Source organism: Sporosarcina sp. YIM B06819 (assembly GCF_033485175.1).
In the GTDB taxonomy this organism is placed as follows: domain Bacteria; phylum Bacillota; class Bacilli; order Bacillales_A; family Planococcaceae; genus Sporosarcina.
Genome location: NZ_JAWLIQ010000008.1, coordinates 97976 through 117668 on the forward strand (window position 1 = coordinate 97976; position 19693 = coordinate 117668).

A 19693-nucleotide genomic window follows, 5' to 3' on the forward strand; every position below is an offset into this window, starting at 1 on the left:
ATTAGTTTCCTCCTTCCAAAATGATAAAACCTTCCGCCTCTATAACATGATTTTGATAGGTATACGGACTGTCATTATAGTTGACTAGAATACGTTTACCATTTTCATAAACCGTTTCAAACACATTTTTAGATACTTTTCGGTGATCAACGATAAACTGGTTCTGAACATCCGCTAGTGCGTCATTAAACAACTGATATTGAGTTGCTATTTCAGTTTCCCAATCTTTATAGTACGTACTGTAAAAGCGATACATTGCTCTCGATTCTAGTAATCGATGGGATTCTTCATATGTGACCAAAAAAGCTGGTGTTGCTCCATACTCAATCCCCTTTAGAAGAGATTCCGTAACATTTCCACTCATGTTCCCATAATTAAAGGAATAACTGACTAAACCATGTAAAGCAATTTGGGCAAATGGAATCGTTCTGTCGACAAATAAGTCGTAAGAATAATCATTATCCATCTGCTCAATATGACTACTTTCAGCGAGCGCATAAAAATTACCTTCAGCTACTCGAACATCCCCAAGCTCTTTTTTGGTTGTCGTTAAAATATCTTGTTGGATTTCTTTCACTTCGTGACGCTGCGCCAAATGTTTATCATTATAATCAGATGGTAATGTAGAACCAATGCCATCTCCAAATAAATAACCATCTACGCCAAGTTTCTTTGCTTTCTCAAAGTCATTATAAATGACATTTTGCATAAATCGAGGACTGACTAATACTGTATCATTTTCTTTACGATTGAACTTCATCACGTTCAATCCTAAATCACGTAATCCATCGCGATTAGCCCTAAAACCATTTTTCCCAGTGCTATTATACGTATAAGTACTAGCATCCAGATAGATGGGATGTCCTTTGGAATGAGCAAACTCTGCGAGTTCTTTCATCCCATCATTTCCACCTAGTTTTCTAGCCACTGGAAATTGCTCCCCAAATTTTCCATAACCACTTTTTTCCCATCCATGATACGTAATTGACATATCATCAACACCAAGGCTACCTAGCTCTTGTACAATTTCTATAGCTTGATCAGTCGTTGTAAAAGGCAGATATGAATCTAGTAGAAACCCTTTTTTTATCCCCCCGCCAAGTATATGTAAAGAGAGAGCCAGACTGTCATCTGCTACTTCCTTGCGTTTAAAACCTCGTTCTTCCATTAAATACTGCCGATATCTAACAGCCATATCGGCATAATCTGCTTCTTCGAGCAGGTAGTATCGAATCGCACGATTGGTGCGCTGCATATCTTCACTATAAATATAGAAACCTTCTGTCTTTTGTTTATTCGTAGCTTGATAGACTTTAAAACGGAATAGATGTTCACCCGTCACCCAGTTATACTGGCTATAGGATTCCGAAGGTGCAGAGACAATATTCGTATACGTATCTCCTTCGTGAACAACGCCCAAGATGGCTTGGTCACCCGATTTCATCCCAAATACCGGCATTCTAACGGAAAGCCTTGGTGACAAACTAGCTTTTGTTGCAAAAGCTTGGTCGGAACCATAAATTCTTTCACTGTACAAGTTGTTCGTACTCGCCCGATTCTTTTGGAAATCTACCAATGCCCCTGAACCATCCGGCAAAAATAAGAAGCCGTCTTGATCGTCCGAGTTATCTGCACCCAAGAATGGAAATAGACGTAGAGAAACTAAGCGATTTTTTACAGCATCTGCCTTTTTTGCGTTTTTATCCGTTTTATTTTCATCCTGAATCTCATCCGCCAACACTTTTGTTTCTACATAATCTTCTACTAATCGAACTTCAATCGGAATTACAAAACCTAAGTCTGGCATTTCATAAATGACCTTATAGCCATCCTCAATTTCTTCAAATGTTACTGTTGTTTTGTTATTCAATGGATTCGATTCTTTCACCTGATCTTTTCTTTTATGCATTTCGACATATGAAAACATAAAAGGTGCTTTCAAGTGCGATTGCCAAGAAGCTGCTGTCTTTTCCTCATCCCATTTTTCCGGATTAGGGAAGGACGTTACAACACTTCCTGTTTTTTTGTTTTGTACTACGAAATGGCCTGTCTGTGGATCAGCTTTCAATGCAAATCCTGTATTCTCTGTTACTTGTTGAAGATTTTCAATCGCTGGGAATACAGCATTACCACTAACTGCCTGCTTCTCCACTACTTCCTCTTTGTCTTTGTCTTCTGTCGAATCATCGTCTGCAAAAGAAGTAATTGACAACAGTGAAAATAAGAGCATTGCGGTTGTTACGATAACCAAAAACTTTTTTCTACTTTTCATCACATTGTCAACTCCTTGTAAAGTGTGATAATGAAGTCTACCGTCTCAGAAGTAAGACCTACGATAATAAAGATTAATACCCATAAAATGATCATAGAAAATAGTGTTAATAAAATACTAATAATTGTTTCACCAACTGAATAATTTTGTAACGTCATGATCATCCAGAAGAATAATGCAGCACACCATAGTGTCATAAATGCAGTTGCTGCATTGTAAATTGATATTTCACTCCATGTCATGATATTCGATAGGAATGCTAATGGTAATCCCAATATCGCGATTGGGAAAAGTGAATAAGCACTACCGACAAATATATCTTTAAACCTAGCTTGTCCTTGTTTGATAGCCCCTATTAAATACTGGCACACTACCCACGAAACCCATATAGCTACTGACATGGCCAACGTAGATCCCACACTAAACGCCCCTTCTGGGACAGGAAAGAATGTGAAGCTCGTTAAAAAGGTTCTGGAAAACGCAATGACGACGACAGCTACTAAGACGATTATCGCGCTAAGATAGCTACCCATATTTCTAAATCGAATATCATCAAAGCCATCAATAGGATGACGCAACGTATAAAATGCATGTTTTAATTGGGCAAAAAGAGTTGGTTCTATTGGTTTGTCAACCAATTTCATCTTTGCTTTTGATGTTTCGTTATTGCCTTTTTTCTTTCTTTTTCGTTCTTGAATCTTTATCCAAATGAGAGCAATGGATCCGAAAATCAAAAAGGCATTTGCAAAGAGTGGGAATTTGCTTTGGAACCAATTTAAACGAATTTGCCAAAATGAATCAGAATAGCCTTCTGCATCACCCGCACGTTTATATAACTCTCTCGCTCCTGCATAGTCTTCTTTATAAAAAGCCGACCGCGCAAGACCATTATAGGCTGGCGTAAATAAAGCGTTTTGTCTAGCGACTTCTTTCCAATACTTTTCACTGCCATCATAATCACCTTGCTCTGTTAGAACGAAAGCCATTTGAACTGTTTCGCCAAATTCAGTTGGTTGGAGAACTTGAATCAGGTTTAAGGAGTCATCTAGTACTAGAATTTGCTTACGACTATTGGTCTCGACGGCTACTGGGCTTCTTGGTACTCCTTTTTGTGCAGATCCGGATGTAACAGGCGCTCCCCAGTAAAATAGTATTTCCCCGTTTTGGTCAAATTGCGCAATGATTGAGCTACTTTTGTCTACCACTGTAACAATGCCATTTTCATCTATCGAAATATCTGTTAAGTTGTTGTTACTTCCCGCTGTTGCTTCCTCTTGGTTCGTGCTTCTGCGTAAAAACCGTAAATTTATGTTTTCTTCATATTGAAAATCCTTCCATTGATTTTCACCACGAATATTCAATTTTTTTATCTGTTCTGCTGCATCACTTGACACCGTATAGATATATCCTACGTCGTCAATAGCAATATTAGTAATTGGATTCGGTAGCAATCGAACTTGCCTAGCTAATTGCTCTTTCGTATAGAAAATATTGCGAACCCGATCCATTAATTGTACTTCTGTAATATTGGTACCGTAAAACCCATAAAATGCTCCCTCAGGGCTGAACTGAATAATCCCTTGGAATGTCCCCCGAGAGACGACATAGACAAAACCCCTATTATCTACAATCATATTTGTTGGTTCATAGACAAAAGAATCATCGATATACTTGGATTCTGGGCGTAAATACTCTTTAATCATTGCGCCGCTGTTATCTAATAGGACAACTCTTTTATTACCTGTATCAGCAATATAAATTTCATTATTTTCTGTAATGAATATACCTGATGGTTTATTTAATGGACTTTCTGGAACGTTAAGTACTCTAATTAATTCACCATTCATATCCAAGTGAACAATTCGGTCATTTCCTGTATCAGCAATATATATTTCATCATTTTGGGCTACAAAGAAATCCTTTGGTTGATTTAATGGAGAATAGACACTTTCACCATTTTCATCTTCTATATAGATATCATCTGCTAGTACCCCTTGAGGCTCATATGCAGGCTGAGTAAAAATTGTTTGTCCAAAACCATTCACGCTAAACGTGTCATAAGGGCTTTCCGCTTTGACCGTTGTCGAAAATGATAGGAATAAGGTCATAAGGGTAACAGTAGCTATATACTTTTGCCACTTTCTCCTTCTTCTCCCCATAGATATCCCTCCTTTTTTCTAGCTTACTTGATACCAGAGTGTGCCATCGTAGCGATTACTTTACTCTGGAAGAACAAAAATATGATAAGTTGAGGTAAGAACATAATCAATGCACCTGCCGCAGCGGCCCCTTGTCGTGCCACTGAGTTTGCAAGATTCGCTGTTAGCGACATCATGTAGTAAGGTAATGTCTTCATAGACTCATCTTGCATGAATAACTGTGATGTTTCTGTGTTACCCCATACCGTTTGGAAAGCGATAATCGCTATCGTCGCAACAGCAGGTGTTACTAATGGAATCACAATTTGTAGAAACGTCCGTACTTCTGAAGCCCCATCGATTTTTGCTGCTTCCATAATTTCATTCGGTACTTGGTCCATAAATTGTTTCATCAAAAATACACCTACTGGCATAGCGATGAGTGGCAAAACATGCCCCCAATACGTATTCATAATCCCCAGATTTTGAATGACGACAAATCTTGGAATTTGAATAACTGTCGGCACAAAAAGAAGTGATAACATAATCATTGAAAACACAAAATTCGAACCTGGGAATCTATGTTTAGACAATGCATATGCACAAAAAGCACTGGTGACAACCATGGCGACCGTTGTTGCAATCGTCACAATCACACTATTAAAGATGTAGCGGGATACCGGTACAAACGTACTTTGTGTTAACGATAACAATTCAACAAAGTTTTGTGTCGTTGGTTCTTGCACAATAAATGTTGGAGGAAAGAGAAACAACTCATGTAAAGGCTTAAAAGCATGATTAATGATATAAACAATCGGCAGAAGCATAAAAATGGACAAAAGTGTTAATAAAAACAGAATCACATATTGCGTCCGATCCATATGCTTAAACTCTCGCATAAAATTAGCAAATTTCCATTTTAGGTTTGAGCCTACTTTGTTAAGAGTCTCCATATTTTATTAGTCACCCTTTTCCTCTAAAATATAACTAAAGATTTTACTTAAAAAGAACATCATGATCAATAGCACAACTGAAATGGCACTTGCGTATCCTAATTCATAACGAATGAAGCCATAATCCTCAATGTGGCTGAGCATAATTTGCCCCGCATAGTTAGGCGTAGGATTGGAGCCCGAAAGCTGCACACCCAAACTTCCAGATTGCAATGTATGTACAATTGACATAATGGCCGCAAATAACAATTGTGGTTTCATTAAAGGAACTGTAATATACCAAATCTCTTGTAGACGACTCGATATACCATCCACTTTTCCCGCATCATACAGTTCTTTGTCCACACCGAGTAGCCCTGCCAACATGGCCAAAAAACCGATTCCCATACTCGACCATATCGCAACAACAATCATAATATTTAATAGCCATGCTTGATCTTCTAAGAAGATGATTGGTTCAGTAGCAAATCCCCATTTTAAGAGGAAACTATTGACATAACCAATCCGATCCCCCGTAAACATAACTTGCCAGACCACGGTCATTGCAACTCCCGCTGCTAGCGATGGAGCGTACATTGCGAGTGCATAAACCATGCGTAATGTGTTCGGAAGTTGCGCTATAAACCATGCCAACAAAAATGAAAGAACGAAAGCAACGGGACCTACAAACAAAGAAAACTTAAAGGTATTCGGTAAGACATTTTGAAGTAACACAATGTCTTGTGAAAATAATGTTTGATAGTTTAGCCAGCCTACCCACGAAGGGAATTCGATGGAGTTGAAATAGGTAAAACTTAACCCAATTGCTGTTACAACTGGGATAAGTATGAATATTACGAACAATATGATAAACGGGGCGATAAACAGATACGATAAACGGTGCTTCCATACATCATTTTTCAACTTTTTAGTCCAGTTTACTACTCTTTCATTTAGACCATTCTTTTGTTCTACTTTTTGCGTATTGACAGTTGTTGCGTTCTTCTCAAGGCTATTGTTCAAATCGTTTCGCCCCTTCCCATGGTTCTTTAATCACTGGAAGATCTAAAGAATGTACTGGTTCGCCATCTTTTCCAAGTAAATTAAATTCATTTTGTTTTCTCTTTAATTCACGATTGATTTCTTTTACTGCTTTTTCAAGTTCGATTCTTGGATTCCCTGTCTCTATGACGGTTTGGTTCCAAGCAAAATCTAACTGTCTTAACGTCATATACCCACCTGGGACATTGGCAATATCTTTCAGCCATTGCCACTGATTTAAAATAACATCTAAATCTGCTTGTCTCCACGGCATTTGAGCAAATGCATCAATGTTTGCGGAGTTCCATCGAAATGTTTCGCCACGGAACTGCTCCAAGTTCAAACCAAACTCAGTTTGTGTCTCTGCAGATGCATACCACTTCATGAATTCCCAAGCAATATTTTGCTTTTCTTCTAAAGTATCGTTAAATAGCATCATACTCGTCGTTCCAAGTCCTGTACCTCCAGCCCAGCGAACAACTTCTCCTGATTCATTGATATGTCCTGGGATAGGTGCAATTCCCCAAACATCAAGAATCTCTGGTGCTGCAACAAGTAACTGCATATACTGATTAAAATCAGCTATCCCAATTGGGTAGCCACCTTTTCTAAATTGTTGATAGAAGCTCTGTACTTTTTTATCCATACCACGTAGATTAAATAGATTTGTCCATTCTTCAAATGCCTTAAATGCATTGGCTTGATCTAGCCTTGAAGACATACCGTCCTCGCTATATAATTCAACATCCTTTTGGTATAACATATATGAAAAATCTTTTGGATCTACATAGAAATTACTTTGATTTTGCAGTAACGTCGGCATCATATCGTAGACGTCTTGCCACGTATCCGGGATGCCTAGCCCCATTTGCTGCAAAATATCTTTCCTATAAAAAAGGACTTTGAAATTGATTGTTTCAGGAAGACCATAATAACCACCATCATAAAAGAATGGTAGTGACACACCTGGTGCATAATTATCAATGACTTCCTGTGCTCCCGGTAATGTCGAAATATCTTTCGCTGCGCCACGCAGTGCCATTTCGAATGGCATATCAGCCGGAACACCTAACGCCACATCCGGCATGATGCCGGCAGCTTTCGCTAAAATTAGTAAGTTTTTATCTTGGATTAAGTTGACATTTACTTTAATGCCGTGTTTCGGGGTAAACTGTTGATCAGCAAGTTGTTGAAGTTCCTCAGCATAATCTCGTCCCCACATCATCCAAACGTTCAGTTCCTCTTCTTGTTGTCCTGCTAATTCATTTTGTCCAGAAAAAGAATAGACTAAAGAATTAAATATGCCTTTTAATTTCTCTATTTTATTCGCAGTCATACGGGGAAAATCTTTTCCAGCTGGTACTACATAATATTTATCGATTTGTAATGGACCATTCATGAGTTCTTGTCTTTGACTTTCAACTCGTTCTTGCAATTTCCCTACCGTAACTTGCTTATTTGGAATTTCGTTGGGTTTTTTAAGCAACGCCTCGATATCCCTACCTAAAGATTCAAATGCTTGCGAAACATTACTTGTTTCACCATTGATATCGATCATTTGTTGGGCCATCTGCTGAAACTCTTTCCCCATTGCCTCCAATTTCTCAGTAACTCCAGGTAATTCTTTTTTAATATCCCAAACCCTAAAACTATCTTCGCGATTACCAGAAGCCAGTCGAAGCTCTTTCGCTATCGCTCCAATTTCTTTCGAAACCTTATCAATTTCAATCAATAAAGGAACAAAAGGTTCATATGTTACTTCAGAAGTAAGCGTATGCTTGCCTTTCTTTAAGTAAAATGAATAAGGTTGATCACTTCCATCGCCGAGGACAATTTCCTGCCAGCTAGTCGCATATGGAATTTGGTACTGTTTCATTTCTTCGAATGGAATGTCTCCATCCAGATAAAATGTTCTAAAGACCGATAAGTTTTTACGGTAGTTTTGTAGCCCTCTAAATGCGATTTTGTATTCGCCGTCTTCTGGAACTTCAAACTCCCAGGTAACTGCTTGTTTTCCCTCAAACCAGCTCATCCCACCCAACGTATTAAACTTAATCGTTTTCAGTGATTCTGGCGTTGTTAATGGATCACGGTCGTATTGTACTTGAATCGAAGTAGAGTTTTTCTTCGCGAAGTTCTCCGCTTCAATCTTAATTACTTTATCTGTCGCTGTTGATTTAGTCGGATAGTCTTTCTTGACATTTTCATAATCACTAAATGACAAGAGAGGTTTAACTGTAAATGACTTAAATGCCACTGCCTCACGTAATGTAAATAAGCGAATTTTGTTTGTTCCTTGTTTCAAGTGGAACACTAGTGGTTCAACATTTGCACCACCTGATTCTCGGAGAGCCGTTGTTTTCCAATCTGTCAGTTCTTCAACTAACGACCGAATTTGGTTACCACTTTTATCATAATGAACGTCTAGGTCTCTAAATTCTCTTCTTAATTCAATAGAACGAGCTTCTCTGTACGGATAAGCACCATTAATTTCTGCGCCAAAGATAACAGATTGCTTACTTCCTCCATCTTCTTGTGAAAAGGGAATATAATCTACATCAATTTGATATAACCCTTCTTGCGCCATATCCAATTCATATTCAACCCAACCACCCGGAGTAGACCAGAGTAAAGCTTCATTCTTTCCTTTGTATGATCCGATTGTAATATTCGACTCTGCTGATTTTGCTGCGAATTCACTCGCAGCGAATGTTACATGTTGTTTTCCATTTGGAATGCCTTCGCTTGCCCATTGTTGCTTCACTTCATAGAGATAAGGCTCCAATTCTACTTCAGCTTCAAGCGGCGATTTTTCCGACTTATTTTCTTCCAAGCCAGCGGCCGTCGATTTTTGCGGTACCGTAAACAATGTACTACTAATAATCAGAACAAAAACAAGTGACAGTAACACTAGTTTATTAGTGACTTTTCCTCCCAATTGACGTCTCATTCTCTCCCTCCATTCAATCTTCCATTAGTTCCTTTGTATCTCTGTCGAAAAACAGAGCTTGTTCCATGTCAATGCCGACAACTACTTTATCGCCCTCTTCGTAACGATATCTTGGATTGGCACGAACAGATAATTTCTGTTTTTCGTGTGATAATAGATGATAATAACGGTCTGAGCCGACAAACTCATCAAAATCCAGCACACCATTAATGATAGATAGCGGGGATCTTTCTAATATCGAAGGTTCGTAGCTAACATGTTCAGGTCTTATACCCATGTAGACAGTTGGCTTGACGCGTTGGTCTCTCATCATTTTCGCTTGTCGATCTGTTAGTTGTAATTTAAAGGTATCAGTTATAAACAGCATCTTATCCTCATCTTCTACAATGCGCCCTTCGAATAGATTCATCGGATGGTTCCCAATAAATTTGGCAACAAACATATTTTTTGGTCGACTATAAATCATTTCTGGCGTATCTACTTGTTGGATTTCCCCTTTTTCCATAACCACAATTCGATCACCCATTGTCATTGCTTCTATTTGATCGTGTGTCACGTAAATAGAAGTTACTTCCATTCTACGATGGATATTGACAATTTCTTCTCTCATTTGCCCGCGTAGCTTAGCATCTAAGTTCGATAGTGGTTCGTCCAGCAAAAAGGCTTTTGGACTTCGAACAATCGCTCTACCTAGTGCAACACGCTGTCGCTGCCCACCGCTCAAATCACTTGGCTTACGATCAAGAAAATTACTAATTTCAAGAACTTTTGCCGCTTTCCTTACTGCACTATCAATTTCATGCTTGGGAATTTTTCTAATGCGTAGCCCAAATGCAATATTTTCATAGACCGTTAGATTCGGATATAAAGCGTAGTTTTGAAATACCATAGAAATATCTCGATCTTTTGGGGGATGATTATTGATGAGGGTATCACCAATGTAAATTTCTCCTTCTGTAATATCTTCAAGACCTGCAACCATTCGTAACGTTGTTGATTTTCCACAACCAGAAGGACCTAAAAAAACTAAAAACTCTCGGTCATCAATATCTAAATTGAAGTTCTTCACCGAATACTCCATCTCTTTCCCATAACGCTTTGATACATTATTTAACAATATTCCTGACATGCAGTTCCCTCCTAAAGGTTCACTATTTGAGTTGTCTAACACTTAATACCTTTCATTCATTTGGATACGCTATATAAAACTCAATGTGGAAGCGCATACAATAAAAATGAATAGGAAAAATTTGGTCGTATAATACCCCTTACCTTTGGTTTATTGATGTAGGTTAGTTTTCATCAACCACTCAACAAGGTATTGTAAAGTGCTCGTACCTCTTTCTACTACTTTACCTTTTTGTTTATGAATTTGGTGTGAAGATTACTTTTTCATTCGAATTATCTAATAACACACACGAATTTTGTAGACTTGTGGTTTCTTTTTAAACCTTTTTTCTTCTACGTATCAACAAAAAAATCGTAAAAAACGACCATTTTCGCGTGTAAATGGCCGGGTAAAATGATTGATTATTTCTATACATTCCTATGACAAAGCCTGATCCATAGGTACTTTCTTTCCACACCACGCCTTTTTTGATGTCCATTCTGCTTGCCCCTGCCAAAATGGATCTTGTTCTGGTAACCCAAGTGGTAGCAATACCGTTGCACATAAATATAAACTTCCTGTAGAAATATATGCTTCACCAAGTTCGGGTTGGTGTCCACAAAAACCAATCCGAAGCCATCCATTTTCATCAAATGTGGCTGGCATCTCCATCATGCGCTTCATGACGCATGTGAGTGCACATCTCACTTGGGCAGGTTGTAGCCTTTCATCGAGATTATGCTGTAATGCCATTTGCGCTAAATGTTGAAATGCTCCCATTCGATAAACGATGGATCTACCTACTACTGGAAAAGCGCCCTCAGGTGAAATCATCCTTTCTTGAATAGTAGCAAATCTTTTTGCACGTCTATCAACTTTAGGTGCCATTTTATCCCAATCAGCAGACTGGCTTTTCAGTGTCTTAATAATGTCAACCAACATTGGCTGGATCACAAAACTATTATAATAATCCATGTGAAATTGTGGCCCATCGCTATACATACCATCGCCTACATACCATTGTTCATGTTGTTTTAAAGCATAATCTACCCTCATTCGATCCCATGATTCACCCATTATAAATAAAGCCGTTTCAATCATTGCAGAAAATAATAACCAATTGTTAAAAAAGGGCTTTCTATTTTTAGTCATCTGCAACGCTTCAATTAAATTTTGCTTGGCCATTGGTGATAGTTTGGTAAATAGCTCTTTAGGTGCCCGTACAATCGCGTGGGCGAGAAATGCCGCATCTACAATCGGTTGCTCGCCGTCTGAAAAGTTCATATAATCAGGGGATTTCGGATTCGTTGCGACCTCGATTCCACGCCTCATCAATGACGCATATTGTTCTCTCCATTCGCCTTCGACACCATCTGTTGGACCATGTTCAATCCAAGGTGCAATTCCGCATGCGAGTCTACCGAAGGCTTCAAGGTGACTGAAACGTTGCCTATCTGTCGTTTGTCCTTCTAGTGGCATTTGGATTCTTAATTGTTCCTTCGCCAAGGCATTTAATAACGGCTTTGCCATCAGATTCATTATGTGAAGCCAATAGGCGCGGTCATCATTTCTTTCCATGTTTTCAGCCCTTTTCTTGTGGATGTAGTGGATAGTGAGCATACATTACTATACAATTTCACTTTTCTTTTATGAAATGGCTCAATGTAACGATTCACCGTGTAAATAACACTTACACTCCGTTAGTAGTTCCTCATCAAATCACAATCCGCCCTGCCTGTAAAATAGCTAAATCCCAAATAACTTCCTAGCCCGACAATGATGGTGGAAACTAGCTCTACTAACTGCTCTATTTCCTCCTTGATAAGGGCTGGATACACGGCATCTATGAGTTTTTTTCCATCACAATTAATCCTTTGAGCCACGCAAGCTCTTATTCCTACGATTTTTAACAAGATATTTCACAATTCAACTGCCTCGTAAAAAATTAATCGATTAAAGAAAGGATCGGTCACGGTCATTTCAGGAGTCCCCCACGGAGCCTGTTCAATACCCGGCCTTGCAAAACGATAGTCTTTCGGCAATGAACGGTGATAGTCCGCAACATTTTGTACTTGAATACGAATAGCTGCTCCTGGTGAGCAATCGCCATGATGTTCAGATAAATGTAAAATGATATCGTTCAATGAAACCTGACAATACACAGGTAATCCATCTTCAAATTGATGATCCCAATCATACGTAAAGCCCAAAAAATTGACATAAAAGTCTTTTGCCTTTTCAAGATCAAATATCCGTAAAATCGGAATAACCATTCATCCACCCCCTTAATACCAACTATGCTTTCAACCAATCTAGCGTAAATGTCCCAAATTGAATGTCCATGTTATTCCAGTTATCATAATCATACACACGCTCAAAGAGAACACCTATTTCGCCATTGGCCAAAACTGTCAGGCATGAATACCCATAATAATCCTCTTCGATCACTTTACTATACGGCCATGTCTGTCCGCCGTCTTCACTTAAACGAACCGTTCCATGTATCCTTGTTTGTTCATCAGCAGGGTTCGCAAAAAGTACACGCACTTTCCCATCTCCTTGATCTGGATATAGCACAACACTCGATTGACAAATTGGATCGAGTAAAGTGTTATCAAATGTAACTTCTCCCCACGTTTCTCCCCCATCCGTGCTCGTCGCGATGGCTGTTCGTTGTAGCCCAAAATGATTACGCATATAATAGCGAAGTTCTCCAGTCGGCAACTCAATAACCTGTGATTCTGTCAACATATGATTATGCTCCGAGAGAGTTTCTGCAGATAATCGTTCTCCATCGATGACTCTCCCATCATTCGGAGATGTGCCGCGCTGCCATGTCGCCCCACTATCATCACTATAAATTAAAGCACATGACATATGTCCAGATGGATTGGAAAAGTAAATAGGAAACAGCAATCTACCCGCTTGTTCTCCATGCTGTAACTGAATCCCGCAGCCAGGACCCGATCCAATAAAACGCATCCATTCTTCTTTTACCATTGGATTCAATTCTTTTGGTTTTGACCACGTTAGACCATCATCTTGACTCTCAATCACTTGCAAAAATGATGTTCTAGCTTCCAGCAAACTTTCATTGGGATCAATGCCTTTTTTATAATAAATATTGCCACGTGCTTCGTCTCCTTTGAATACATAGCCCTCTGTGTCGACGGTGTAATCCATTACATTACCGTCCAGGTCATGTACAGTACCGTCTGCCGACAGCAAGTACGTCCTGCCTTCATTGTCAAAGAGTTTGCGACGGCCATCTGCACTGAACCCCATTCCTACTTCACTTGCCCATAATCCAATCCCACCTGGTGTATGCATATATAGCATATAAATTGTACCGGTTACTTTGTCTTCTAGCAGCGCCGAATCAATTGCAGCAGCTCCATCTAGTCCTTCTCCAGCAAACGCAACTAATTTTTGAATAGGATCCCAAGTCTGTCCATTGTCCTCACTACGTCGAATTGCGATTTCAATTTGGTTCGGGTTATCAGTCTGATCCACTATTCTTGCATCAATTCCTGCAATTACTGTTCCTTTACGCGTCGTAATCATAGATGGAATTCGATACGCTTTTGAACCTCCATAGTTTGGATAAAATATTGCTTGTGTCTCAATGTTCGCCATTGCTAAAACGCCTCCATTTTTTAATATTTTCTACTGTTCTTTTTCATAAACACGTACATAATCGACTAGCATTTGAGCAGGTAAATTAGCTTTTGTTATATCGCCGGCCCAGTCCCCAACTTCAGCAGTAATTTTTAAATAAGCAGGTACTTGTGACACGCCTCCCGCAGAACTTCGCCAAGTTTCCACATCATTTATATAGAAAATATATTCCTCTTCATTCCACTCCAACGCAAATGTTGTAAAATCTTCATAAGCTTCGGGCACCGTAATCGATGTCCCTTTACTTTTATGGTCTTTGTCATAGCCATCCCAATGTAACGCATGCTCTATTACGTTATAGCGAGCAAATGGCGATTCAAATATATCAATTTCTGTGCCGTCTTTTCCTTCATTCCCGACTAGATGCACAGAGTCAGACATCAGCCAAAATGCAGTCCACAATCCTTCTTCAATGGGCAAACGGGCACGTATTTCATAATAGCCATATGCTTGCTCAAATAGGCCCATTGAACGGATAGCCCCAGAATAATATTGCCCGTCTCTTTCGCTAATTTGAATAACCAACTGTCCCTCACCATTTAGATAGGCATCCTGATTAGACCATTGTCCGTTATGCCTTTGCCATTCAGGTGCATGTTGCCATTTTTCATTGTCCAAGCTTTCTCCAGTAAACGTATCTTCAAATGTCAGCGTCCAGCCTTTTTTCTCACTATCTTTTGTTGGATCCTGCACTCCAGACTCCTCCGCATCTTTCGAAATAGGTGCACTTGCACAACCTGAAAGGACGGCAATTATCAGTAAACATGAAAGGAATACAAGCCATATGCCTCGATGACTTCGTCCATTTATTTTCGGCATAATTTTTTCTCCTGTCCGTATTTTCTTCATTGTTCATTTCCAAGCAACAGATCTTCCTTTATGTTCTCGGCTTGCATTTGAACATAAGACAGGGATGGCCGATACTTTCCTTCAAATGTGTTGGCTTTAATATTTACCTGCTGGCAAGCCGTCAATTCAAATGTTTTTCGAGCATACTCTTTTTCTACTAACTCACCAACAATCGTTTTAGCAAATGCCTCATTTCTGTTAGGCTTATACGCATATACATTGTTATTCGTAAAGTAGAGTTGATTAACACTATTGGCCACGAGTACAGACTCATGTTCCATAAAAAAGTGATTGTCTTCGATTCGAATATTTTGATGAATGGCATGATCATAGGACGGGAATGTATTGCCTTTCGTGATTGGATGAATACGAATAGCAGCATTTCTCGCCTCAGCACGCCCAACCTTTGGGACAAAAAATGTATTTGAGCGAATCGTCACATCTCGAACAGGCCCAGACTCATACCAATCTTGTGAATCGTTCGATATAAATATCGCATCTAATGCCATATGCCTAAAGGTATTATGTTCAATCACAACTTTTTTTCGGGTTGTACAAAGAATTCCCCTAGTCGGAATAGCCTCAAAATGATTGTTTTTAATATGAACCGAAGGCGTATACGTTACATTCTCAGCGACCACCAAGGGCTCCCCATCGATGCACGCTAGTAATTCACTTGGTATTGATTGATCGAAAGTGACCGTCATTGATTGAAGGTCATTTCCTTCTTCTCCAGGATGACTGACAGCGATTACAGTAAACTGCTTTTCAAGCCCCATTACTGGCGCTAATGTGTCCCGCCGATAAAACACGACTTGATTCCCACAATAATATTGCGGGAATCCGCCTTGCTGTCTATGCACATAACGAAGTCGTAATGTCCGGTCGTCGATTTGTTCCTCCACACGCGTAAAAGTTCCATGGATATTGATGGCATCGTCGTGCGCATGATTGAATGTACATCCTTCTATTTGAATATGTCCACTAGCTCCTGACACATGAATGGAATCAGCAAAACTTGAAGTATAAGTGCCACTGCCTTCTTTCGTCTTAAATGTACAATCGATATAGGAAACGTTATGAGACATTTGCGTCAGCCAGCCGAAGCCATGCATATAATGAACAGCCACTTTCTCGATGAAGGTTTCTGAGCTTTCCCAAATAAAAGCCCCCGCCGTATCCCTTTTAGAAGTCGGACGAATTTCAAATATCACATCTTGTTGATGGAGTAAAGGACGCTTATCCCCATAAAAAACACGGATCATTGAATCATTCAACGTAATGACTTTGCTTCTTCTTTCCGACAATGGTCCTAAGTCCGTCACATAACTTCTCGTTATGTTTTTATCCGGATGGTAACAAACAATAATCTCTGCGTCTTTTTGATTTTTGTTTGTCCAATAGTGTTCGCCACTTACTGGATCAAGTTCGCTAGTCCATGTAACGTCCCTGTCATTGTCATCTACTGAGAATGAAAAACAAGAAGGGATTGAGAAGTCCGTATATTGATTTCCATCCTCTTCCCCAATAGCAACGACTGTCATTTCAGCTGTCGTAGGTACCGCAAAATCCCATGAGAAATTGTACAGGTATACTTCTTTTGAGCGTACAATCGCTATGGCCATACAGTCACCGTGAATCATAAATTGAGAGCCATTTCCATTGAGGATTACTTGTTCTTGCCCTTCTAATAATAAGGCGATGTGCTTTAGTGGATACCTCATACTATCGGTATTAGACGTATGGTAGTTTCTTTTTTGGGCCGTTCCTTTGTGAAGTTGATAAATCCCATGTGGAAAATCAATCACGACTAGCCCTTGCATTTCTTTAGCCGATTCAAATGCTCGCCAAATGGCTTCCGTACTATCGCATATGCCCGTCGGATCGGCCCCAAAATGTGTAACATTAATTTTTTGATTACATTTTTCGATTTCCTCTACTACGTTTTCCCGTTCCATATCTTCATTCCAATCTACCGTTTTCTTAACTACTAGAAAATAGTTGGATTGCCAACAGGGGTACACCGTACTTTCAGTTCTTTTGTTCATTAACAATAATTGTATGTGTGAATTCCTCAATCCATTGTTGTTTAGCAAAGTCACGTCCTTTGATAATGACTTTGTCTGCATATACCTCCACAAATAAGCCTTGGCTGCCATGAGCATCAATCACAACTTCATTCCCTTGGGCGTCAAGCCCCCATGTATTATAGACGCCCCCAGTGTTTACCATAGCAAATTGTTTGCGCAAAAATAATCCTGGTATCCGTAAATCCCAATGGCTATGCCCTGAGAAATAGACGACTTGTGGGTAGTTAGCTAATCGTTCGACCAATTTGTTATGCGAGATGATCAACTGTTGATAATGAGGATGGTCTGTCCCCGATATTGTATAAGGAATAGGTTGGTGTAGACATACAAAAATAGGTCCTGCTGATTGGGCATGTTTCTTCAACCTGGAATCCAACCAATCCAATTGTGTCTCCGATAATACAGCACAATCCTGAGTCGGTGATCCCATAGGTCCCGCACCTTCCGAGCCTAAGAAAATGAATGGAATTCCTTTCATTATTTTCTCGTAGTATACGCTGTCGACACCCGCGAATTTGAAATAGCGTTGGATAGCTGCCTCGTTGCCATCATTATTAAAAAATTCATGATTGCCGATTGCAAAAAAAGCTTCTTTTTGAAGATGTTCATCTAACAACTCTGTCAATTTTCCGTAGCTTTCTTCCCTACCATCATTAATCATATCGCCATTGACAATAATGGCATCATAGTCAGGCACTATTTGCTGCAAATCTTGTAGCGCATGTACGAGCTTTTGGTGAGCACCTACATCTTTCTCCGAAATATGAACATCACTAATTACTGAAAAAGAAAATATGGGTTTTGTCATGTATAATCCCCCTGTAAAGCTAGAACTTCATAAAATCCATTATTTTAGCCAAGCTTATGTGTATCTATTAACGAGATTTCTAGCTGTTTTGCCGCATGCAATTCAAAAATCACAATCTCGTTATCCCCTTTTTTTAACAGTGGACCTGGGAGATACAACGTTTCTTGTGGTCCTTTTTCCCAGTACCTACCGATATTGAAACCATTGACAACAACAAAACCTTTCACCCATCCTGGCAATTCCACAAATGTATCGCCAACTTCATTTACTTCAAATGTCCCTTTATAAAATACAGGGCCAGTTTGTTGTTCCTTGTTGTCATTAAATGAAAGGGATTGCAAATTGTCCATCGGTAAAGGATAGATCTCCCAATCGAATAAAAATTGATAGTCGAATCGGACCCCTTCCGTAATACCTTTTGGCTCATTCATCATCCGTGGTCCATAATTGATACGGCCCATATTTTCAACTAAAATATCAATCTGCACGCCTTCTTTTGGTACCGCAAAGGAAATGGTTTGATTCTCCCAGCGATCGATGACACCTAGATATTCCTTGTCGACAAACACTAGCGCACGGTCACGAACATGTTGAATGCTTAAAGGTGCCTTACTATGCGGTCCTTTTAAAAACGTACGATACAGTGTAAAACCGTAATCTTGCCCCAACTTCTCCATTGTTTCTGGATTAGCTTTTCGAATAGGATTACTAATCATTCCTAAAGCATCGAATAATGGAACCGACACTATCATCTTCACTGCACCATAATTCATTTTTGCAATCGGCTCTGGCAATTGTAATTCTCCAATATCTTTGTACTTGGCAATCACATCACGCACCGCAAGATATTTAGGCGTAATATCACCCGCTTCACTTACAGGGCAGTCATAATCATAACTCGTCACAGTTGGTTGATAATTATCTCCATAGTTAGCACCGTTATAAAAACCGAAGTTTGTACCACCATGGAACATATAAAAGTTAACCGAATCCCCGCGTTCCAGTATTTCATTTAGGGTATTAGCTGTATCAGCCGGTCCCCGTTCATGGTGCTCTTCTCCCCAATGGTCAAACCAGCCATTCCAAAATTCCATACACATATTAGGCGTGTTCGGGAAATTATGTTGCAGGACTTGGAATGCTTCCGTAGGATTTGAACCGAAGTTGGCTGTCGCTAATACTCCTTCGACAGTACCACCTTGAAGCATTAAGTGGGTAGGACCATCCGATGTAAATAGTAGAACATCGATTCCTCTTGCAATCATTGCATCTTTAATATAATTCAAATACTGTTTATCATTGCCGAAACTGCCATACTCATTTTCGATTTGCATGGCAATAATAGGTCCACCATTGGTTTGTAAAAGAGGCTTTAGTTTGCCAAGTAATACATCATAATAATTGTCCACTTTCTCTAAATATGGTTCATAAAAGGATCTTAATCTCATGTTACTGTCTGCCATGAGCCATGATGGTAAGCCTCCGAACTCCCATTCTGCACAAATATAAGGACTAGGTCTGACAATGACATGTAGTCCAATACGCCCCGCAATGCGAATGAATTCTTCAATATCGGCAATCCCCTCGAAATTGAACTGCCCTTCCTTCGGCTCATGCAAATTCCACGGCACATACGTTTCAACAGCATTAAACCCACAGGCTTTTAATTTGAGTAAACGATCTTCCCAATATTCAGGTACAACTCTAAAGTAATGAATAGCCCCAGAAATAAACTGGATAGGTTCGTTGTTTAAAATAAATTGACCTTCTTCAACTTTTAATTTTGTCAAAATGAACGACTCCCTTTAGTAGTTTTAGCACTTATCA

13 protein-coding genes are annotated in these 19693 nt (G+C 39.4%); all 13 read right to left on the reverse strand.

Annotated elements, in window-relative coordinates; genetic code table 11:
* Position 1: 1 nt before the first annotated feature.
* The 13 genes from R2B72_RS06765 to R2B72_RS06825 all read right to left on the reverse strand — a co-directional run bounded on the left by R2B72_RS06765 (position 2) and on the right by R2B72_RS06825 (position 19656).
* Positions 2-2272, reverse strand: coding sequence for a DUF5696 domain-containing protein (locus R2B72_RS06765; protein ID WP_318615741.1), 2271 nt, complete (start codon positions 2270-2272; stop codon positions 2-4).
* Positions 2272-4431 carry a YIP1 family protein gene (locus R2B72_RS06770; protein WP_318615660.1) on the reverse strand — a complete coding sequence of 720 codons (2160 nt, stop codon included), beginning with the start codon at positions 4429-4431 and terminating at the stop codon, positions 2272-2274. Before R2B72_RS06770 ends, R2B72_RS06765 begins: the two co-directional genes overlap by 1 nt.
* A 23-nt stretch (positions 4432-4454) precedes the next feature.
* The gene (locus tag R2B72_RS06775) at positions 4455-5291 is read right to left on the reverse strand and encodes a carbohydrate ABC transporter permease (protein ID WP_318615662.1); all 837 of its coding nucleotides are present in this window, start codon (positions 5289-5291) and stop codon (positions 4455-4457) included.
* A gap of 78 nt (positions 5292-5369) precedes the next feature.
* Positions 5370-6365 carry a sugar ABC transporter permease gene (locus R2B72_RS06780; RefSeq protein ID WP_318615664.1) on the reverse strand — a complete coding sequence of 332 codons (996 nt, stop codon included), beginning with the start codon at positions 6363-6365 and terminating at the stop codon, positions 5370-5372.
* Positions 6355-9333, reverse strand: coding sequence for an extracellular solute-binding protein (locus R2B72_RS06785; RefSeq protein ID WP_318615665.1), 2979 nt, complete (start codon positions 9331-9333; stop codon positions 6355-6357). Before R2B72_RS06785 ends, R2B72_RS06780 begins: the two co-directional genes overlap by 11 nt.
* A gap of 13 nt (positions 9334-9346) precedes the next feature.
* Complete coding sequence (locus tag R2B72_RS06790) at positions 9347-10462, reverse strand: ABC transporter ATP-binding protein (RefSeq protein ID WP_318615667.1); 1116 nt, start codon at positions 10460-10462, stop codon at positions 9347-9349.
* Between the two features lie 417 nt (positions 10463-10879).
* Entirely contained in the window at positions 10880-12019 is a 1140-nt protein-coding gene (locus tag R2B72_RS06795) for a DUF2264 domain-containing protein (protein WP_318615668.1), read from the reverse strand.
* Between the two features lie 341 nt (positions 12020-12360).
* Positions 12361-12714, reverse strand: coding sequence for a glyoxalase superfamily protein (locus R2B72_RS06800; RefSeq protein WP_318615670.1), 354 nt, complete (start codon positions 12712-12714; stop codon positions 12361-12363).
* Positions 12715-12736: 22 nt separating this feature from the next.
* A complete protein-coding gene (locus R2B72_RS06805; RefSeq protein ID WP_318615672.1) occupies positions 12737-14077 on the reverse strand; it encodes a sialidase family protein in 1341 nt (446 codons plus the stop codon).
* Positions 14078-14107: 30 nt separating this feature from the next.
* Positions 14108-14938, reverse strand: a complete 831-nt coding sequence (locus R2B72_RS06810; protein ID WP_318615673.1) for a glycoside hydrolase family 16 protein — start codon at positions 14936-14938, stop codon at positions 14108-14110.
* Between the two features lie 26 nt (positions 14939-14964).
* On the reverse strand, positions 14965-16926 hold the full coding sequence (locus tag R2B72_RS06815) for a hypothetical protein (RefSeq protein WP_318615674.1): 1962 nt from the start codon (positions 16924-16926) through the stop codon (positions 14965-14967).
* A 73-nt stretch (positions 16927-16999) separates the two neighbouring features.
* On the reverse strand, positions 17000-17866 hold the full coding sequence (locus R2B72_RS06820) for a metallophosphoesterase family protein (protein ID WP_318615675.1): 867 nt from the start codon (positions 17864-17866) through the stop codon (positions 17000-17002).
* 44 nt (positions 17867-17910) lie between these two features.
* On the reverse strand, positions 17911-19656 hold the full coding sequence (locus tag R2B72_RS06825; protein ID WP_318615677.1) for a beta-galactosidase family protein: 1746 nt from the start codon (positions 19654-19656) through the stop codon (positions 17911-17913).
* Positions 19657-19693 lie beyond the last annotated feature (37 nt).